Origin of the sequence: Thalassospira profundimaris (assembly GCF_003326755.1) — a bacterium.
Taxonomy (GTDB): Bacteria; Pseudomonadota; Alphaproteobacteria; order Rhodospirillales; family Thalassospiraceae; genus Thalassospira; species Thalassospira profundimaris_B.
Map to the genome: position 1 here is coordinate 1 of NZ_JPWH01000037.1, position 15,150 is coordinate 15,150.

General features: G+C 56.6%; 10 protein-coding genes. 9 read left to right on the forward strand and 1 reads right to left on the reverse strand.

Going from position 1 to position 15,150, the window contains the following annotated elements; genetic code table 11:
• The 7 genes from TH25_RS23185 to TH25_RS25165 form a co-directional block, all read left to right on the forward strand.
• Window positions 1-1,523 (forward strand): TraB/TrbI/VirB10 family type IV secretion system protein (locus tag TH25_RS23185; RefSeq protein WP_258549287.1); only part of this gene is annotated, 1,523 nt, incomplete at its 5' end.
• A gap of 18 nt (window positions 1,524-1,541) precedes the next feature.
• Window positions 1,542-2,261, forward strand: coding sequence for a hypothetical protein (locus TH25_RS23190; protein ID WP_114090643.1), 720 nt, complete (start codon window positions 1,542-1,544; stop codon window positions 2,259-2,261).
• Between the two features lie 3 nt (window positions 2,262-2,264).
• Complete coding sequence (locus TH25_RS23195; protein ID WP_114090644.1) at window positions 2,265-4,514, forward strand: DUF2059 domain-containing protein; 2,250 nt, start codon at window positions 2,265-2,267, stop codon at window positions 4,512-4,514.
• On the forward strand, window positions 4,514-5,521 hold the full coding sequence (locus TH25_RS23200; protein WP_114090645.1) for an ATPase, T2SS/T4P/T4SS family: 1,008 nt from the start codon (window positions 4,514-4,516) through the stop codon (window positions 5,519-5,521). The genes TH25_RS23195 and TH25_RS23200 overlap by 1 nt, the downstream gene beginning before the upstream one ends.
• Window positions 5,518-7,398 carry a type IV secretory system conjugative DNA transfer family protein gene (locus TH25_RS23205; RefSeq protein ID WP_114090646.1) on the forward strand — a complete coding sequence of 627 codons (1,881 nt, stop codon included), beginning with the start codon at window positions 5,518-5,520 and terminating at the stop codon, window positions 7,396-7,398. The genes TH25_RS23200 and TH25_RS23205 overlap by 4 nt, the downstream gene beginning before the upstream one ends.
• On the forward strand, window positions 7,391-7,645 hold the full coding sequence (locus TH25_RS23210; RefSeq protein WP_114090647.1) for a hypothetical protein: 255 nt from the start codon (window positions 7,391-7,393) through the stop codon (window positions 7,643-7,645). Before TH25_RS23205 ends, TH25_RS23210 begins: the two co-directional genes overlap by 8 nt.
• On the forward strand, window positions 7,642-11,310 hold the full coding sequence (locus TH25_RS25165; protein WP_181847808.1) for a zincin-like metallopeptidase domain-containing protein: 3,669 nt from the start codon (window positions 7,642-7,644) through the stop codon (window positions 11,308-11,310). Before TH25_RS23210 ends, TH25_RS25165 begins: the two co-directional genes overlap by 4 nt.
• Before the next feature lie 39 nt (window positions 11,311-11,349).
• Here TH25_RS25165 and TH25_RS24815 read toward each other — a convergent pair whose 3' ends face one another.
• Entirely contained in the window at window positions 11,350-11,733 is a 384-nt protein-coding gene (locus tag TH25_RS24815) for a hypothetical protein (RefSeq protein WP_147253082.1), read from the reverse strand.
• Between TH25_RS24815 and TH25_RS23225 the strand changes: the two genes are divergently transcribed.
• Together TH25_RS23225 and traI are read left to right on the forward strand one after the other, a co-directional pair.
• On the forward strand, window positions 11,732-12,091 hold the full coding sequence (locus tag TH25_RS23225) for a plasmid mobilization protein (RefSeq protein WP_114090649.1): 360 nt from the start codon (window positions 11,732-11,734) through the stop codon (window positions 12,089-12,091). The two genes, TH25_RS24815 and TH25_RS23225, sit on opposite strands and share 2 nt — an antisense overlap.
• Entirely contained in the window at window positions 12,088-15,075 is a 2,988-nt protein-coding gene (gene traI / locus TH25_RS23230) for a TraI/MobA(P) family conjugative relaxase (protein WP_114090650.1), read from the forward strand. Before TH25_RS23225 ends, traI begins: the two co-directional genes overlap by 4 nt.
• Window positions 15,076-15,150: the final 75 nt, after the last annotated feature.

Genomic DNA, 15,150 nt, shown 5'->3' on the forward strand with positions numbered 1-15,150 from the left:
TGGTGACAAAAAAGGTCTATATCGAGCGTCCAGCACCCCCTCCGCCGCCGCCGCCAGCTCCGGTCGCGCAACCGGCTCCGCCACCAAAACCGGACCCCTACCGGCTGGCTCTTGAAGCCGCCTGGGCGCAAGCCGTGCCTGCCAACTGGCAGGTCGCGGGTTACAGCCAGCCCCCGGCCGCCCCGGGCAGCCCTGCACAGCGGGTTTCACTCACCCCCGGACTGGGCATTACACCGCAGCAAGACGACACCTTGACGGTTTTTGTGCCTGACATGGAGCTGTCCAAAACCGGGAACGGTGCCGGTAACACACACGCCCCCGCCGGTCACACGACAACAGGTGGAAACGCCTCACTCACGGGTCCTTCTTCCCTGCCGTCCTCACCGGGACAGGCGGTTGCCCCTGACGGGCTGGTGCCGGTCGGCAGCAATCGCGGCGCACCGAACGTAAGTGCCCCGGATGCGCCAGGCGCATCGCCCCGGCTTGAGCCGGGGATGGGGACGACAGGAGAACAGGCTCCGACCGTACAGGCCGGGGACATACCCAATGCGTCTGATCAGCCAGGCGGCATTCCCGGCCAGCCCGGGCAGGCTGGCCAGACCCCGGCCAACCCTGCAAATGGGGGCGCTGCAACGGTAAACGGCACAAATTCGCCAACCGCCAACGGTCTACCAACCGCCGGTACCGCGAGCCCATCCGCGACAGCCGGTTCTGGTCGCTCGCCAGCATCGGCGACCAACAGTAACGGTGTTTCTGCGGGGGCAGACAGCGCAAACAGCTCTACCGCTAACAGCAACCTTGCCGTGCCTGATCTTTCCAAAATGGATGAAGCCGCAAGCCCGGAACATATCCTCGATGCCAAAAAGATGGAGATCGAGGGCGATTATGAAGGCCCGCGCCGCACGTCGAGCCTGCCGGTCGATAACTCGCGTATTTTGACCGCCGACCGTTACATCCCGGTCCAGCTTGAAACCGGGATCAACAGCCAGGTGGGTGGTGAAGATACCGGCACGGTCGTCGTTCAAACCACCCGCGATGTTTTTGGCTATCACAGCCGTCTGGCGCTGCTGCCCAAAGGCTCGCGCCTGATCTGCAACTACATGCCGCCCGAGGATATGGGCAGTTCACGTCTCGCCATGCAATGCGAACGGGTCCTGATTGCCGGGCACCGTGCCGAAATCCGCAATATCAAATCGCTGGTTGCCAATGCGCAAGGCCAGTTGGGGGCATCGGGCGAAGTGGACCGGCGCTTTATGGAACGCTATGGCAATGCCTTCCTTCTGACCGGCATATCGACAGCGGTGCGCTATGCCGCTGCCTCGACCAAATCCGAAAGCAATGACGGCCAGGTCGCCACAGCCGCCTCGGAAAAAGCCGCCGAGGAACTGTCCAACAAGTTTGGCGAGATCACCGCCAACATCCTCGAAGAAACCCTCTCGCTCAAACCCATCATCACCATTCCCCAGGGGACGCGGTTTCAAATCCGCCCCTCGATGGACTGGTATATCGCCAAGGTGGAGTAGGTCATGGAGAATTCCCCCATGAAATCAATTGATCAGCAGGTAAAGGATCAGGAGAAAAACGGCAAAACCGGCAATAATCCTGATCAGAAACGACTCCATAATGATCGCAAACAGGAATTGCCGAAACATCCAGATGCAGATGGCAAGGATCATCAATACGACGATCGCGCCCGTGAGGTGATCCTGGTCGGCGCTAAATATCCAGTTCAGGACGGCGGGAATAATACCTTCCCGATTATCAGAACCCATTTTACCTCCCTGTCGTTTCGGGTCGGAACCCTGATGTGTCTGCTGCTGCTGACACTCTATACGCTGGGCATGCCAACGCCAGGATTTACCAGCCCGGGACGTTATCTGCTTCTCGCGCTGGAAATCAAGACAGTTGCCTTTTACTGGCTGATTGTCGCTATTCCGCTTTATCTGGCCTTCAGATGTGGCTGGCTAAAGCCCAACGCGGCATTTTACGAAACAATGGCCGACCGTCTTTTTACCATCTGCGCCACCATTCGCATGGTCTGCGTGCTGGTCGCCCTTGCCTGGCAAATCCCCGAAATCCCGCTGGTCGATCCCGATCCCTTTGTGCTGCTGCCCTCCTGGGATCGCATCGCATTCCTGCTTACCGCAACCGGCAGCTTTGCCGCCGTGGCAGACATGTGCGCAACAGCACAGATCCTTCACGCCCGGGAGATTGCGTCAAACAGGGCGGCCTGTCCCTCACCCCTTGCAAAAGCGGAGTAAGTCATGAAACCCATTTTGCCTGTTTTGTTATTCGTCTGCGCCGGGCTGGCCACAACCAGCCTGCCTGCTTCCGCCCAAAGCCCCGATGAAGATCTTGCGGCCGCGCGAGCTGCGGTAACGCAAACCCCGTCGGGCTCAAACGGGGATGTATCGAGTGATGATCCCGACATGGCCGCAATGGTCAAAAAGGTCAAAATCATCACGCGCAGCAAAAGTGCCACCGAACTTCCGGAAAACACCCCGATTGCCCTTGATCTCGGTCTGGTCGATGTGCCCGGGGCCGATAACAAGCTGACCGAAGGGGTCACCGCCAAAGCCTATGCCCGCTATGTGAAAGTCGAAGAACAGAAAGTCGGCCAGCTTGTGCTGTCGGGTGTTGAAAAGGATGGCCGGGCCGAGGCGCTGAATTCCGATGATTTTGTCGCCCAGTTTGCCCTCGAAGATGATCCGCGTCTTGATCCTGAAGCGCCCATCACGATTGAAGGCGATCAGAGCGAACTGATTGCCGCGCTTAAGCGCCTGGCTGTGGCCGGAGATGATGAAACGGCAAGTAAAAAGGAAGTCGAGGAAGCCGGGGTCGGCGCTTCGGACGGCGCGGTTGCCTCCAATGCCGCCAGCAACCCGGATGCCGGGTCCTACACCACCCCGGGCGCACTGGAGCTGGATAATACCCCGCAAACCTCCACCCGCATCACGGCGGAGGGCTGCAAGATGCGCATCGATCTCGATCAGCTCCAGGCGATCCAGCAAACCCGCATGGCCACCACAACGGACGGCGAGACCTCCTACGGCACCTGTGCTGATGGTGAAGAACGCTACAAGATCAATAAAAGCTATAGTGCCTGTTCCTACATCGAGGATCTGGACGCTCGCACGGCAACAGCCTCCTTCATCTATTATTACACCGATGGTTCGGGCAATCGCGTCGAACATGGCGCGTGCCAGCCCGATCCCGAAGCCCGCTTTGACATTGTTGAAGACAGCGAAGCCTGCCGCGTCACGCTCGATTACGATGCCGGTAACGTCATCACCAATGCCAAGCTGGTTTACACCAACCAGAATGGCCGCAAGGTCGAAGTCCGCGATTGCAGCCCGTCTGAACAAATCGCCCCGGCCCCGATGACGGCAACGGCTGAAGGCTGCGACATTCGCGATGATTTTGACGCCGGTGTTTCCTATCAGCGCCACAAATATGTCTATGAACTGAACGGCGTTTCCTACAGCACCGCCTGCACCGATAGCGGTACCGAATACAAACACCAAACCATCTATAAATCCGATAGCGGCGATTATGTCTGCACGCCGCTGATCAACAGCAAAGACAAATCCGTCACCCTGCAAAGCCGGGTGCGTATCCTGGTGAATGGCCTCGAACAGTTCCGCACCGCCTGCACGCCGGATACCACCAGCATGGAGGTGATGGCCACCACCGAAGGCTGCGAGGATCCGGCCTATTGGACGCACAGCATGAGTGCGGGCCAAAGCTATGGCAGCGAGCGGTATTATTACTTCTATGATGACAAACAGGAATTCATCACCGACTGTCAGAAAAGCGATCAGGTTTATACCCATCAGATCGAGATTACCGGCTGGCAGCCCCATGATGACCAGCTTTTTGCCTATGCGCTCTCTACCGTCTATATCGATGGCACGCCTCAGGGACGCTATAACATCAAGACCAGTGAAGTGCTGCCCGGAACGGCCCAAACGCCCTATACCTATGACGGCGAAAGCACCGCGCCGACCAGCGAGATCAGTTATGAAGACTGCACCAAATTCCAGGGGCAAAATCTGGTCAAAAACTATACCCGGCCAGATGGCACCAAATACAGTCTGGTCGCCGGTGAAGCCGATCCGGTCAGTCTCGGGGATGTCTGTTCAGTCCAGATCACCTGGGGACCGGATTATCACGATCAGTTCGAGAACTCGCCGCGGAATTACAAAGTCGTCAACAAATGCGGCGGCTATACTTTCATGGACTGGTCAGAAAATCGCGGAAGTTTTCGTGCCACAGACTACTACCATTGCTCCTGGACACTGGCAGACGGCACCAAAACCATCGTCCGCGACGATGGCCAGACCATAGGCGAACCTCAAACCAATAGCTGTCGCAGTGCGCCCAGACAGTTCATCCGCACCGAACCGGATAACCCTGACTTTGTCCGTGGCATAAGCTGGTACGGCGGGTGGAGCTATCCCACGCTGACCGCCATTGAGAAAAACAATTGTGCCGTGACCTGGGGGTGGCAGTAATGAACGCCATCAACCCGCTTTACAAAAACATCATGGCCCCGCTGGCCCGGTACTATGATGATCCCAAAACCGTCGAAGTGCGGCTTAACCGCCCGGGCGAGATTATTGTGGACCGGCGCGGCGAAGGCAAAAGGCGTATTGTCGATACCGATCTAAGCCTGGCCCGGATCGAGCGGATCTGTCGCAGTCTTGGCAACCAGCGCGGCCTGCCCTTTGACGGCGATACCCATCCCATTCTCTCGACCGCGCTGGAGGAAGGCCATCGCTTTGAATGCCTGGTCGGGCCCTCGGTCCGCACCGGGCTAAGCCTGGCCATTCGCTGCAAACATCCCTTCACCCCGGGCTGGGACCAGATTGTCCCGCCGGCCGGGCAAAATAGCGGAACCCCGCTTGAAGAAACCCTGCCCCTGCATCGCATCGCCTGTGAAAGCGAGATCCGCGATGTGTTGACCGAGGCCATGCTGGGGGCCAAAAACATCATGATCTCGGGCGGGACCAATACCGGCAAAACCACCCTGCTCAATCTCCTGCTTTCAACTCTGGCCGATGACATTCGCGTCATTGCCCTGGAAGACACAATGGAGCTGGCGCTTGATCCCTTCTGGGATGGCAACGGGTTACTTGCCGCCCGGGAAAGTTCCGTCACCACCGGCATGGTCGATTGGCGGGTTCTGTTTGATCACGTCAATCGCATCACGCCCGACCGGGTGCTGTTTGGCGAAATTTCCACCAAAAACGCCTTTGCCGCCCTTGGCACCCTTAATGCCGGGACCACCGGTGTCACCTTCACCATCCATGCCACCAGCCCCAAACAGGCCATTCACCGCAAGTTCGATCAGAACATTGCCTGGGCGGGCATGAAGATGGACCGCATCCCGGAGTTTCTGACCGAAATGATTGATCTTGTCGTTCAAATCAAACGCGGGCCGGACGGGTTCCGCCGCATTACCGATCTCTGGCAGCCCGCCAATGACCATTACATCCTCAAAGACGGGAGGGCGGCATGAGCGCACGGCTTTATCATTTTGCCATGTTCCTCGTCACTCTGGGTATGTTGGCCGGGGTGGTGGCGGAATGGCATTTCACCGTCGGGTTTGATCCGCGCAGCCTTGAATGGTGGCAATGGCTGTATGCCGCTGCCATTCACCCCGCCGGGCTGCCCGATAACATGCAATATCCCGCCCTGATCATTCTCGGCTCCGGGATGCTGGTTTTGATTGTGCTGGCCATCTTCTCGGCCCGGGCACGCAACGATACGGTTTCAGGCAATCGCAAAGGCCGGGAACTGCATGGCTCGGCCCGCTGGGCCAAATGGAAAGACATTAAAAAATCCCGCCTGCTCACCCGCAAAGGAGTGGTGATTGGCGGCTTTCCCCGGGCCTTTGGCAAAGTGCGCGAATTGCGCCATCACGGCCCCGAACATGTCATGGCCTTCGCCCCGACCCGCAGTGGTAAAGGGGTCAGCATCATTTTGCCAACCCTGCTCTCCTGGCCGGAAAGTGCGCTGGTGCTCGACATCAAAGGCGAGAACTACGCCAAAACCGCTGGCTGGAACCGCGATCAGGGCAAAACAGTCCTGCGCTTTGATCCCAGCAATCCCAATGCTGATGAAACGGTGCGTTTTAACCCGCTCGCCGAAATCCGCATCAATACCCGGCGTGACATCGCCGATTGCCAGAACATCGCCAATATGGTGGTCGATCCCGACGGCAAGGGCATTGCCGGCAATTACTGGCGCGAGGAAGGCTGGGGCTGGCTTTCCGTCGTGCTGCTCCATGTCATTTACAAGGTGCAAAAGGAAGAAGGCCGCATCGCCAATTTTGACGATGTGAATATCTTCCTTTCAGGCATCAGCACGGTTGCCCCGCCCGACGAGGCCATTGAAGGCGACGAGGAAACGCCAGCGCCGCGTGCCTCTGGCAATGGCGATGACATGGATGCCGAAGACAACTTTGTCGCCATCCTGCAAACAATGGCGGCCTATGAGCATGGTCATCCCCATGTGAACAAGGAGGTCAAACGCGGCGCCAACAGCATGGCAATCAAGGCCCCCCAGGAACGCTCGGGCGTGCATTCCAATGCCAAAACCCAGCTCACCCTTTATGCCGATCCCATCATTGCCGAAAACACCGCTGTCAGTGATTTCCGCCTTGATGACATGATGAATGGCGAAAAACCGACCATGCTCTATCTGGTGTTCTCGCCCGCCGACAAGGACCGGCTGATCCCGCTGATCCGCATCATGATGAACCTGTTTTTACGCCGTCTGACCGAAAAGATGGAGTTTGGCGATGGTGAGCAAAAGCAGGGCTATAAACACCGGCTGTTGCTGCTGCTCGACGAGTTTCCCTCGCTGGGTAAACTCGAAGTCTTTGAAGAGGCCCTGGCCTTCATGGCCGGTTATGGCATCAAGGCCTACATCATCATCCAGAATATCGAGCAGCTTTATAAAAAATACGGCAAGGATGAATCGATCTTTGCCAACTGCCATGTCCGCATTGCCTTTACCCCCAACAAACTGCCGACCGCAGAGCTGCTGTCCAAGCTCGCGGGCAAACAGACCATTGTCCAGCGCAAGCATTCGCGCTCCGGCAAGTTCGGCACCCCGGGATCACAATCGGAAAACCTGCATGAAGTCTCGCGCGATCTTCTGACCGCCGATGAAATCATGCGCCTGCCCATGATCGATGTCGATCCTGACGGCAAGAAGAAACCCAAACCCGGCGACACCCTGATTTTTGTCGGCGGTCGCCCCCCCATCTGGGGCCGCCAGAAGCTCTATTTTCTCGATCCGGTTTTGCGCAGCCGCAGCCGGGTCCGTCCCCCCAAAATGTCACAAACCGTTTTGACCGCCACCAGCTCACAGGAGACCCCCTATGTCTGACAAATCCAAAATCCACCCTGTTGAAACCGCCAACGCCCATCTTTCGGAAAGCGATTATTTCAAGCTGGCAACCGAAGGGGTGAACCGTGCCGGTGAAGAGGGTCCGCTCCAGGTTGATCCCGATGTCGCCGACGATATGGGCGCGTTTCGCGAAACCGCCCTGTCGGATCAGGACGCGCTGGACAGCCATTTTGACGGGCTTGATCCGACCGCTGATGAAGATAGCGGCGAGGATGCTGCCTCATGAGCCTGTCGATTGAAGAAACCGAAGACATCGTAAACCGGTTTTTAAGGGACTATAATGGTAATATTCCCCTATCGGTTCGGATTGCAGAAACCCCCGAGGACCTTTATGGACCAGCCGCAAAAGATCTCGGTATCGAAGGTGGATACCACGCAGCACAGGGATTATTTACCCTTGCCGCTGTTCGTCTGCAAAGTGCCGCCCACGCCCGAAAAGTCATCCGTCATGAAATCCTGGGGCACTACGGCCTCAACACGTTTACGCCGGATGACAAACGCGATCTGCTCCATCGTGTTCTCGAAACACGACAGGAACCATCGCTAAAACCCTTCTGGGACCGGGTTGATCGCGATTACGCCGATCAGCCCGAGCTTTTCAAAGCCGAGGAAGTGTTCGCCTTCGTTGCCGAAGACGAGCGCCGTTTTACCAGCCGTGCGTGGGACAAAACCCGTGCGGTGTTTGCGCGTGCCCTGCGCAAAGCGGGCCTGATCCAAAGCCCGCTCACCCTGCCCGAACTGCGTCAAACCGCACAATCCGTTGCCACCGGCATTCGGAACGGCACGCGCTTGCAACAAACCTTCCCCGAAAATGACCAGGCTCAGTTCCGAAAGGACACGCAGATGAGCGAGAAAAAATCCTATCGCGACCAGGTGGTCGAAGAACTCCTCTCCCATATCGAAGCGGGCACCGCCCCTTTTCAAAAACCCTGGGACCCGGGCAAAGTACGACTGGGGCCGTTCAATCCGGTATCGGGGGCCAATTATCGCGGCATCAATGCCCTGTGGCTGGAACTGCGCGGCCATGAAGACCCGCGCTGGATGACATACCGCCAGGCCACCCAGCACAATGCCCAGGTGCGCAAGGGCGAAAAAGGCACCAAGATTGAATACTGGAAATGGACCGACAAACGCGCCCTGCTCGATGACGAGGGCCGACCGGTGCTTGATGATAACGGCAAAGTCAAAACCCGGGAAGTGCGCCTGGATCGTCCCCAGGTCTTTCATGCCGTGGTGTTTAATGCCGAACAGATCGACGGCCTGGCTCCGTTCATCGCGCCCAAACCCGCCTTTGAGCCCGCCGAACGGGCGGAAGAATTGCTGCGGCAAGGCGAGGTTCCCATCCGTCATGATCAGTTGGACCGCGCCTTTTACCGCCCGATGACGGATGAAATTCACCTGCCGCCGAAACGGGCCTTTCGCAGCCAATATGACTATTACGCAACCGCCCTGCACGAGCTCGGCCATGCCACCGGCCATCAAAGCCGCATGGCCCGGGAGTTCGGGCCGTTTGGCTCCGAGGTTTATGCCAAAGAAGAACTGCGCGCCGAGATTGCCAGCTACATGCTGACCACCGAACTGGGGCTGGGCCACTACCCGGAACGCCATGCCGCCTATGTCGGCAACTGGATGAAGGCCATTAAAGAAGACCGCAACTTCCTGTTTACCGCCGCCCGGGACGCCGAACAGATCCGCACCTGGGTGACGGAGCCGGGCAAGCGTGAACAGCTTAAACCGGTTTTGTCACAGGAACAGCGACAGGAAGAACGGCAGGAGGTTTCCAATATGGTCGGCAAAAACAGGATTGTGCCCGATCTGGAAGATATGCCCGCCCAGGGCGTTGCGGATCAGGTCTTTGACCGGCAAGTGGAACATACGGCGGTCAAAGTCAAAGAAGACTGGATGCTGCATGCGGCCCGTCTTGATGGTTTGCCCGATACCGAGGCCCGGGCCCTGAATGATGCAAAGAACTCTTTCCAACGCATCGATGTCTGGTGGCAATATTCTGATGATCCCGACAAAAAAGACCGGTCTTTTAACCAGGAACGGGAAACCTTCACGACGATGGCCGACCTCGCGGGCCGGTCTGCCAAACATGCCGAATTGCTCTCGGCCATGTATGACGCCCATCACGATCAGGAATATTTTAAACCACTCCGCCCGCAATGGTTCTTGCCTGAAACACAACGCACCAGTGAACTGGTCAAAAGCCTTGGTGCTGATCCGGGACAGACAATAGCCGAGCGGTTTATCGCCGAGCAAAAACAGGCGCGACAGGAAAGCCGGGCAAAAGAGCTTGCAGCACAATCCCCTGCGATCAGCCCGTCCGAAAAGCGTCAAACCTTCCTGATCGACAGCCGGTTCAAAGAAAACAAACGCTTTGAGACACTTGATGCGGCTGTGCGTGAATTTGCCGCACATTACGATGATACAAACTCGACCCTTGAAACCACCATCAATGGGGAACAGCGTCTTCTTATCGGAAATAGCTGGTACAATGACGGCTCAAATCACCGCTATACTTATATAACGCCGGAACTTAAAGCTCACCATAAAGCCCATTTTGCGGCAAAAAAACAGGGACCAGTTCCCCAGGAAATCATCACCGCCTCTGAAAAATCCATTGCGGCCAAACTGGCTCCCAAAATCACCCGATCTGAACAGGTTCAGGTTACAGACCAGGTTGCAGAAACCAAGCAGCCTGCTTCAAGCAAACGCCATTACCTCAATGTCCCCTATAGCGAGAAGAACGAGGCCAAGGCGCTGGGAGCCAAATGGGACCGACGGGCGAAATCCTGGTATGTGCGCGATGATGCCGATCTCAAACCCTTTGCCCGCTGGAACGAGCCCGCTGTCGCAAAACCGCAATCTCGCATACGCCCGGAAGAAGAATTTGCGCTGGCCTGCCGTGAAAACGGTCTGGTGATTGACGGCCTGCCGACAATGGATGGCAAATGGCACCGGGTATCGGTGGAAAGCGACCGCAAGGGTCAGAAAAGTGGCTCCTATCGCGGCTTTATCGAGGGCATTCCGGCGGGCAATATCGTCAATTACAAATCCGGGAACGAGCCTGTGAAGTGGGTCAGTTCGGCAGCCGAGCGCAACCCCGCCGAGATTGAACGCAGCAAGGCCGAGGCGGCTGCCCGCAAGGCGCAAATGGAAGAAAACCTCAAGGCGCAATACAAGCAGGTGGCCAAACGCGCCTATGCAATGGTTCAGGGAGCCGATACGGCCAGCAGTGATCACGTCTATCTGCAACGCAAGCAGGTGAGTGGTGAAACGCTGAAAGAAGACATTCACAACAATCTGCTGATGCCGATGACAAATGCCAAAGGCTTCATCGAGAATGTCCAGGTCATCACGCCGGATGGCAGCAAACGGTTCCTCAAGGATGGCCGCAAAACCGGGCTGATGCACATGATCCCGGGCAGCAAGAAAGGCCCGATCCTGATTGCCGAAGGATTTGCCACCGGCAAAAGCCTCAATATGGCAACCGGCTATCAAACCGCGATTGCGATGGATAGTGGCAATCTCGCCCCGGTCGCCGAAACCCTGCAAAAAGCCTTCCCCGACCGGCCTTTGATCATCGCCGCCGATGATGATCATGGGGTTGAAGCCAAACAGGGCGTTAATCCCGGCATCAAGGGGGCCGAACGGGCCGCCGCCCGGGTGGAAGGGGCTGTTATTAGGCCCAACCTCTCCCCGGCGGAAAAACAGGCGGGCCTGACAGATTATAACGATCTGCATGTCGCACGCGGCATCGACAGCCTGGCCAAGACCGTCAAGCAGCAAATCAAAGAGCTGGGGTTGACGCAAAAGGTGCAAAAGGCCCGAACCCTGCCTGCGCCGAAACAGCAACAGCGTTCGCAACGCCAGCAAGTGGCGATTTAACCCTCTGCCGGTGGCTCTTTGAAAAGGCCACCGGCATCTTTAGCGAGCATTTAATAAAGGATCATAATGATGTCGAAACCCTCTCCCGAGGCCATTTTCCAGGCGCGTGCCCGGCTTGACGAAGCACAGGATGTTTTCTGCGAAGATTGCGGCCCGGCCCTGATTTTTGCCCTGCAATCCGGCGAAACAACCCTGTCGCTTGATATGCCCACGCTGCTGCAATGTCTCTATGTCGCTGAACAGAAAACCCTGATACCGAGACTGGGCGCAGACTGGTGGAACAGCGTAATCGTTCATTACAATATGGGATCGGCGCTGCGGGATTTTATAAACGACCAGCCACACCATTCTTGCTGCAACGTGGAAAACTGCCCAGTTCCGGGACAAGCGAGAGTTACCGGATTTTGTAACGAGAAAAGTCATGGCAACAAATAACCGACGCCTGTTGGTGACATTGCCTGAGGCGGAAAGCCAACGCCTTGATCAGCTGGCCGATCAACTCCGGTTAAGCCGCTCCGAACTGCTGCGCCGTCTTCTGATGAACAGCAAACTGCCCGATCAGCGCACATTTGAAGCCTCCCAGGCCATACTTGACCTTCTCAAGGTCAATGCCGACCAGGCCCGTCTCGGCAATCTCTTTAAACTCGCCCTTGATGAACCGCTAAGTGCCGATCTTCTGGCCAAGTTTGATCAGCTGATCAGTGACATTACCGCCACCCAGAATGCGCTCAAGGATCTGGTGCGCGAGATTGACAGCTCCCTGCATCATAAAGCGTCATGATCGCCAAGAAGATCCCCAAAAACGCCCATATCGCCGATAACTACAAGGAACTGGCCCATTATATTGCGGCGGCCAAAGAGGCCGGCGAAAAGCTCGACCGTTTCTGGATTGCCAATTGCGGTGCAGGCGAAAGCAAAGAAGATCTGGATCTTGCCCTGGTCGAGATTGAAGCGGTGCGCCGGCTCAAACCCGATGTCAAAGACAAGTCCTATCACATGATTGTCTCGTTCCGCCCAGGCGAGAAAGACCGGCTGTCCGATCAGGATTTAAAAGACATTGCCGAAACCTATGCCGGGGCGCTGGGTTTTGGCGGCCATCAATATGTTGCGGGCACCCATATCAATACCGACAATTTTCATATGCACATCGCCTTTAACCGGGTGCATCCGGAAACCCTCCAGCTCGTTACCCCCTATCGCGATTTTAAAATCCTCGACCGGGTCTCGCGCCAGCTTGAAAAGAAATATGGCCTGTTTGTTGATAACGGCATGGCACAACGCAAAGACAATAGTGCCAAGCTCTCCCCTTCCGCCCGAGATTATGAATCCCAGACCTGGCAGGAGAGCTTTCAAACCCATGTGCTTGGCCATCGTGATGCCATTCTGAAACAAACGACAGAAGCAAAAAACTGGCCGGAACTGCATGACGTTCTTGCTGAATACGACATCAGAATTAAAAAGCGCGGCAATGGTTTTGTACTGCTGGGGCCAGATGGCCAAGGCATGAAAGCATCAGCGTTGGATCGTTCCATGAGCAAAGCTGCCCTGGAAAAGAAACTCGGACAATTCAAGCCACCTATCGCTGAACAGAAAGCGACACAGGCAAAGCCATTAAGGCCCAAACGGCGCTATAAACGCCGCCCGATCCTGCGTCATCCGGCCATGCCACCACTGTGGCGCAAATATCTCGGCACGCAAAAACTGACCCCGGCCCCGCCCTCCAGTCTCGTGAGCCGGTCGCTGTCAAACTGGAAGCTGTTTCTGGTCAGTGAGGCCTATCGTGATCCGCTGGCTGCGGTGTTCCTGATCGCCCATCAGGAAATGCTGCATCTGGTCTTTGGCGAGGATCACCCCACACCGGTGACAAAACTGGCCAATCCGGCACTAAAAGCCTGGCAAGAGGCCGGTCACTGGGCCAAAGCCAAATCGCTGTCCTGGCTGTCAGAGACCCGCTCGACCGGTCGCGGCTGTCGCATGGATGACGAGGGCAACCTTCTGGTACCATTCAGGGATCGCAATGGCCATTTGCAGGCCGTGCGGCTTTATTCGCCGGAAGGCAAAAGCCTCAATATTGGCAATGAACGCGCACGCGGGCTGGTGCATCTCATTGATACCCGAAAGCAGATCGACAAAGGTCCGGTAATCTTTACCGCCGATTATGCCGATGCCGTTAAAATCCACGATGCCACACGTCGTCCGGTGATGGTTCTGGCCGATCCCAATGACATGCGACAGGTCCTGAAAGAGCATCAACGACGATACCCGGACAGCAACGCAATCATTGCCGATCCCGCCATCCCGCGCCAACCCAATGTACCGATTGTGTCGCTGCCCGATCAGGATGATGCCACCGACATTCGCCGTGCTTTTGCTCAAACCACCGATGACAAAGCCTTCATGGTCTGGGATACCTGCACCGACTGGGCTAACTCCAAAAATTCAGCATGGCTCAAAGCCACCGGCCTGCGCGGCTATGGCGTCAAGCTTACTGACAAAGGCAACATCGCCGTACCGCTGCGCGACCGCTTCGGCCGGATTGAGAATGTCATGCTGATCGACAAACAGGGCCGACAGAGCCTGGTGCAGGATACCCCTTCCGATCAGATGCTGACGCACAGGATTGATCCGCAAAGACGCGGGGATCAGGACACGCTGATCATTGCCCGGGATTATGCTGACGCGGCGGCGCTGCATCGGGCAACAAACTGCCCAGTGATGACCCCCGCCAGACCAGAGGACTGGGCCGACCTGGCCCGCCAAATGTGCGAAAAAAACAATAACGCCGAAATCATCGTGGCGCTGGGAGCGACAGAGCAGCCTGACGACGCAGAAAAAGCAACAAGGCTGGGCATGGAGATTGTGCGCCCCAAGATGGCGACTTCGTTCAAAGATTATGCTGCGCCCCACGACGGCAACAAGGCGTCACGCCTGATCGCCAGCGGCACCGCACATTACAAGTTCGATCCCGAGAAGTCAGAATCCAGTTTTGTCACCCTTCAGGATGCCAACGGCATCGAGCGCACCTTATGGGGCATTGATATTGCCCAAAGTGTAGACCAGGCCGACGCAAAACCCGGCGACTGGATCACGCTAGAAGTTGCTGAAACCAAAGAAGTCGAGGTCGAAGAAGAATATCGCGATGAAACCGGCCATATCCAAACCCGAACCATCAAAACACATCGCAATGTCTGGAAAACGCAGATAAAGGATGACCCGGCCAAAACGCCAACCATGACCGCCCTGCGTACAGAGTTAGCCCCCACAGTGGGCGATGACGCCTTGCAGGCTTGGCAGGCTTCCAAGCCCGCTGACAAACAAACCATAAAGGCGAGACCGGAACTGGGCACGGCCAAAGCGTGGGCGCAGTATCGTGTCGATAAAGACGGCAAGGTCCTGATCCCGCTGCGCGATGGCGGCAATCGTCTGGTTGCTCTCTATCAGGTTGATGCGGATGGATCAGGCGAGATGAGCACGGGGCCTGGCAGCGACAACGGGCTGCATCATGTCGTTGGTGGCAAGCTCCCGAAAAATCCCAAAGAACCGATCCTGATTGCTGATGATCTGGTGAGCGCCCTCGAACTTAACCGACTGACCGAAAAACCAGTGGTGTGGACAGTAACGACCGAGAACCTGAAGGCTGTGGCTGAAACCGTGCGGCGGTTTAATCCCAAGCATGAGATCGTTATTGCGGCGTCGGATGCTTATCCAGAAGAAATTTCAAAACCATTGAAACAAAAACCTCAAAGAACTTATCGAAATCGATAACAGTCACTGCGAAACATAATCCACACAAAAAACGCAACAGAAAAATAGGAAGGGGACAGTCACTACGCTTATTCT

Coding starts and splice junctions, on each gene's coding strand:
- TH25_RS23195 (WP_114090644.1), top strand. CDS start 2,265: ATGAAACCCATTTTGCCTGTTTTGTTATTCGTCTGCGCCGGGCTGGCC.
- TH25_RS23205 (WP_114090646.1), top strand. CDS start 5,518: ATGAGCGCACGGCTTTATCATTTTGCCATGTTCCTCGTCACTCTGGGT.
- TH25_RS23225 (WP_114090649.1), top strand. CDS start 11,732: ATGGCAACAAATAACCGACGCCTGTTGGTGACATTGCCTGAGGCGGAA.
- TH25_RS23210 (WP_114090647.1), top strand. CDS start 7,391: ATGTCTGACAAATCCAAAATCCACCCTGTTGAAACCGCCAACGCCCAT.
- TH25_RS24815 (WP_147253082.1), bottom strand. CDS start 11,733: ATGACTTTTCTCGTTACAAAATCCGGTAACTCTCGCTTGTCCCGGAAC.
- traI (WP_114090650.1), top strand. CDS start 12,088: ATGATCGCCAAGAAGATCCCCAAAAACGCCCATATCGCCGATAACTAC.
- TH25_RS25165 (WP_181847808.1), top strand. CDS start 7,642: ATGAGCCTGTCGATTGAAGAAACCGAAGACATCGTAAACCGGTTTTTA.
- TH25_RS23200 (WP_114090645.1), top strand. CDS start 4,514: ATGAACGCCATCAACCCGCTTTACAAAAACATCATGGCCCCGCTGGCC.
- TH25_RS23190 (WP_114090643.1), top strand. CDS start 1,542: ATGAAATCAATTGATCAGCAGGTAAAGGATCAGGAGAAAAACGGCAAA.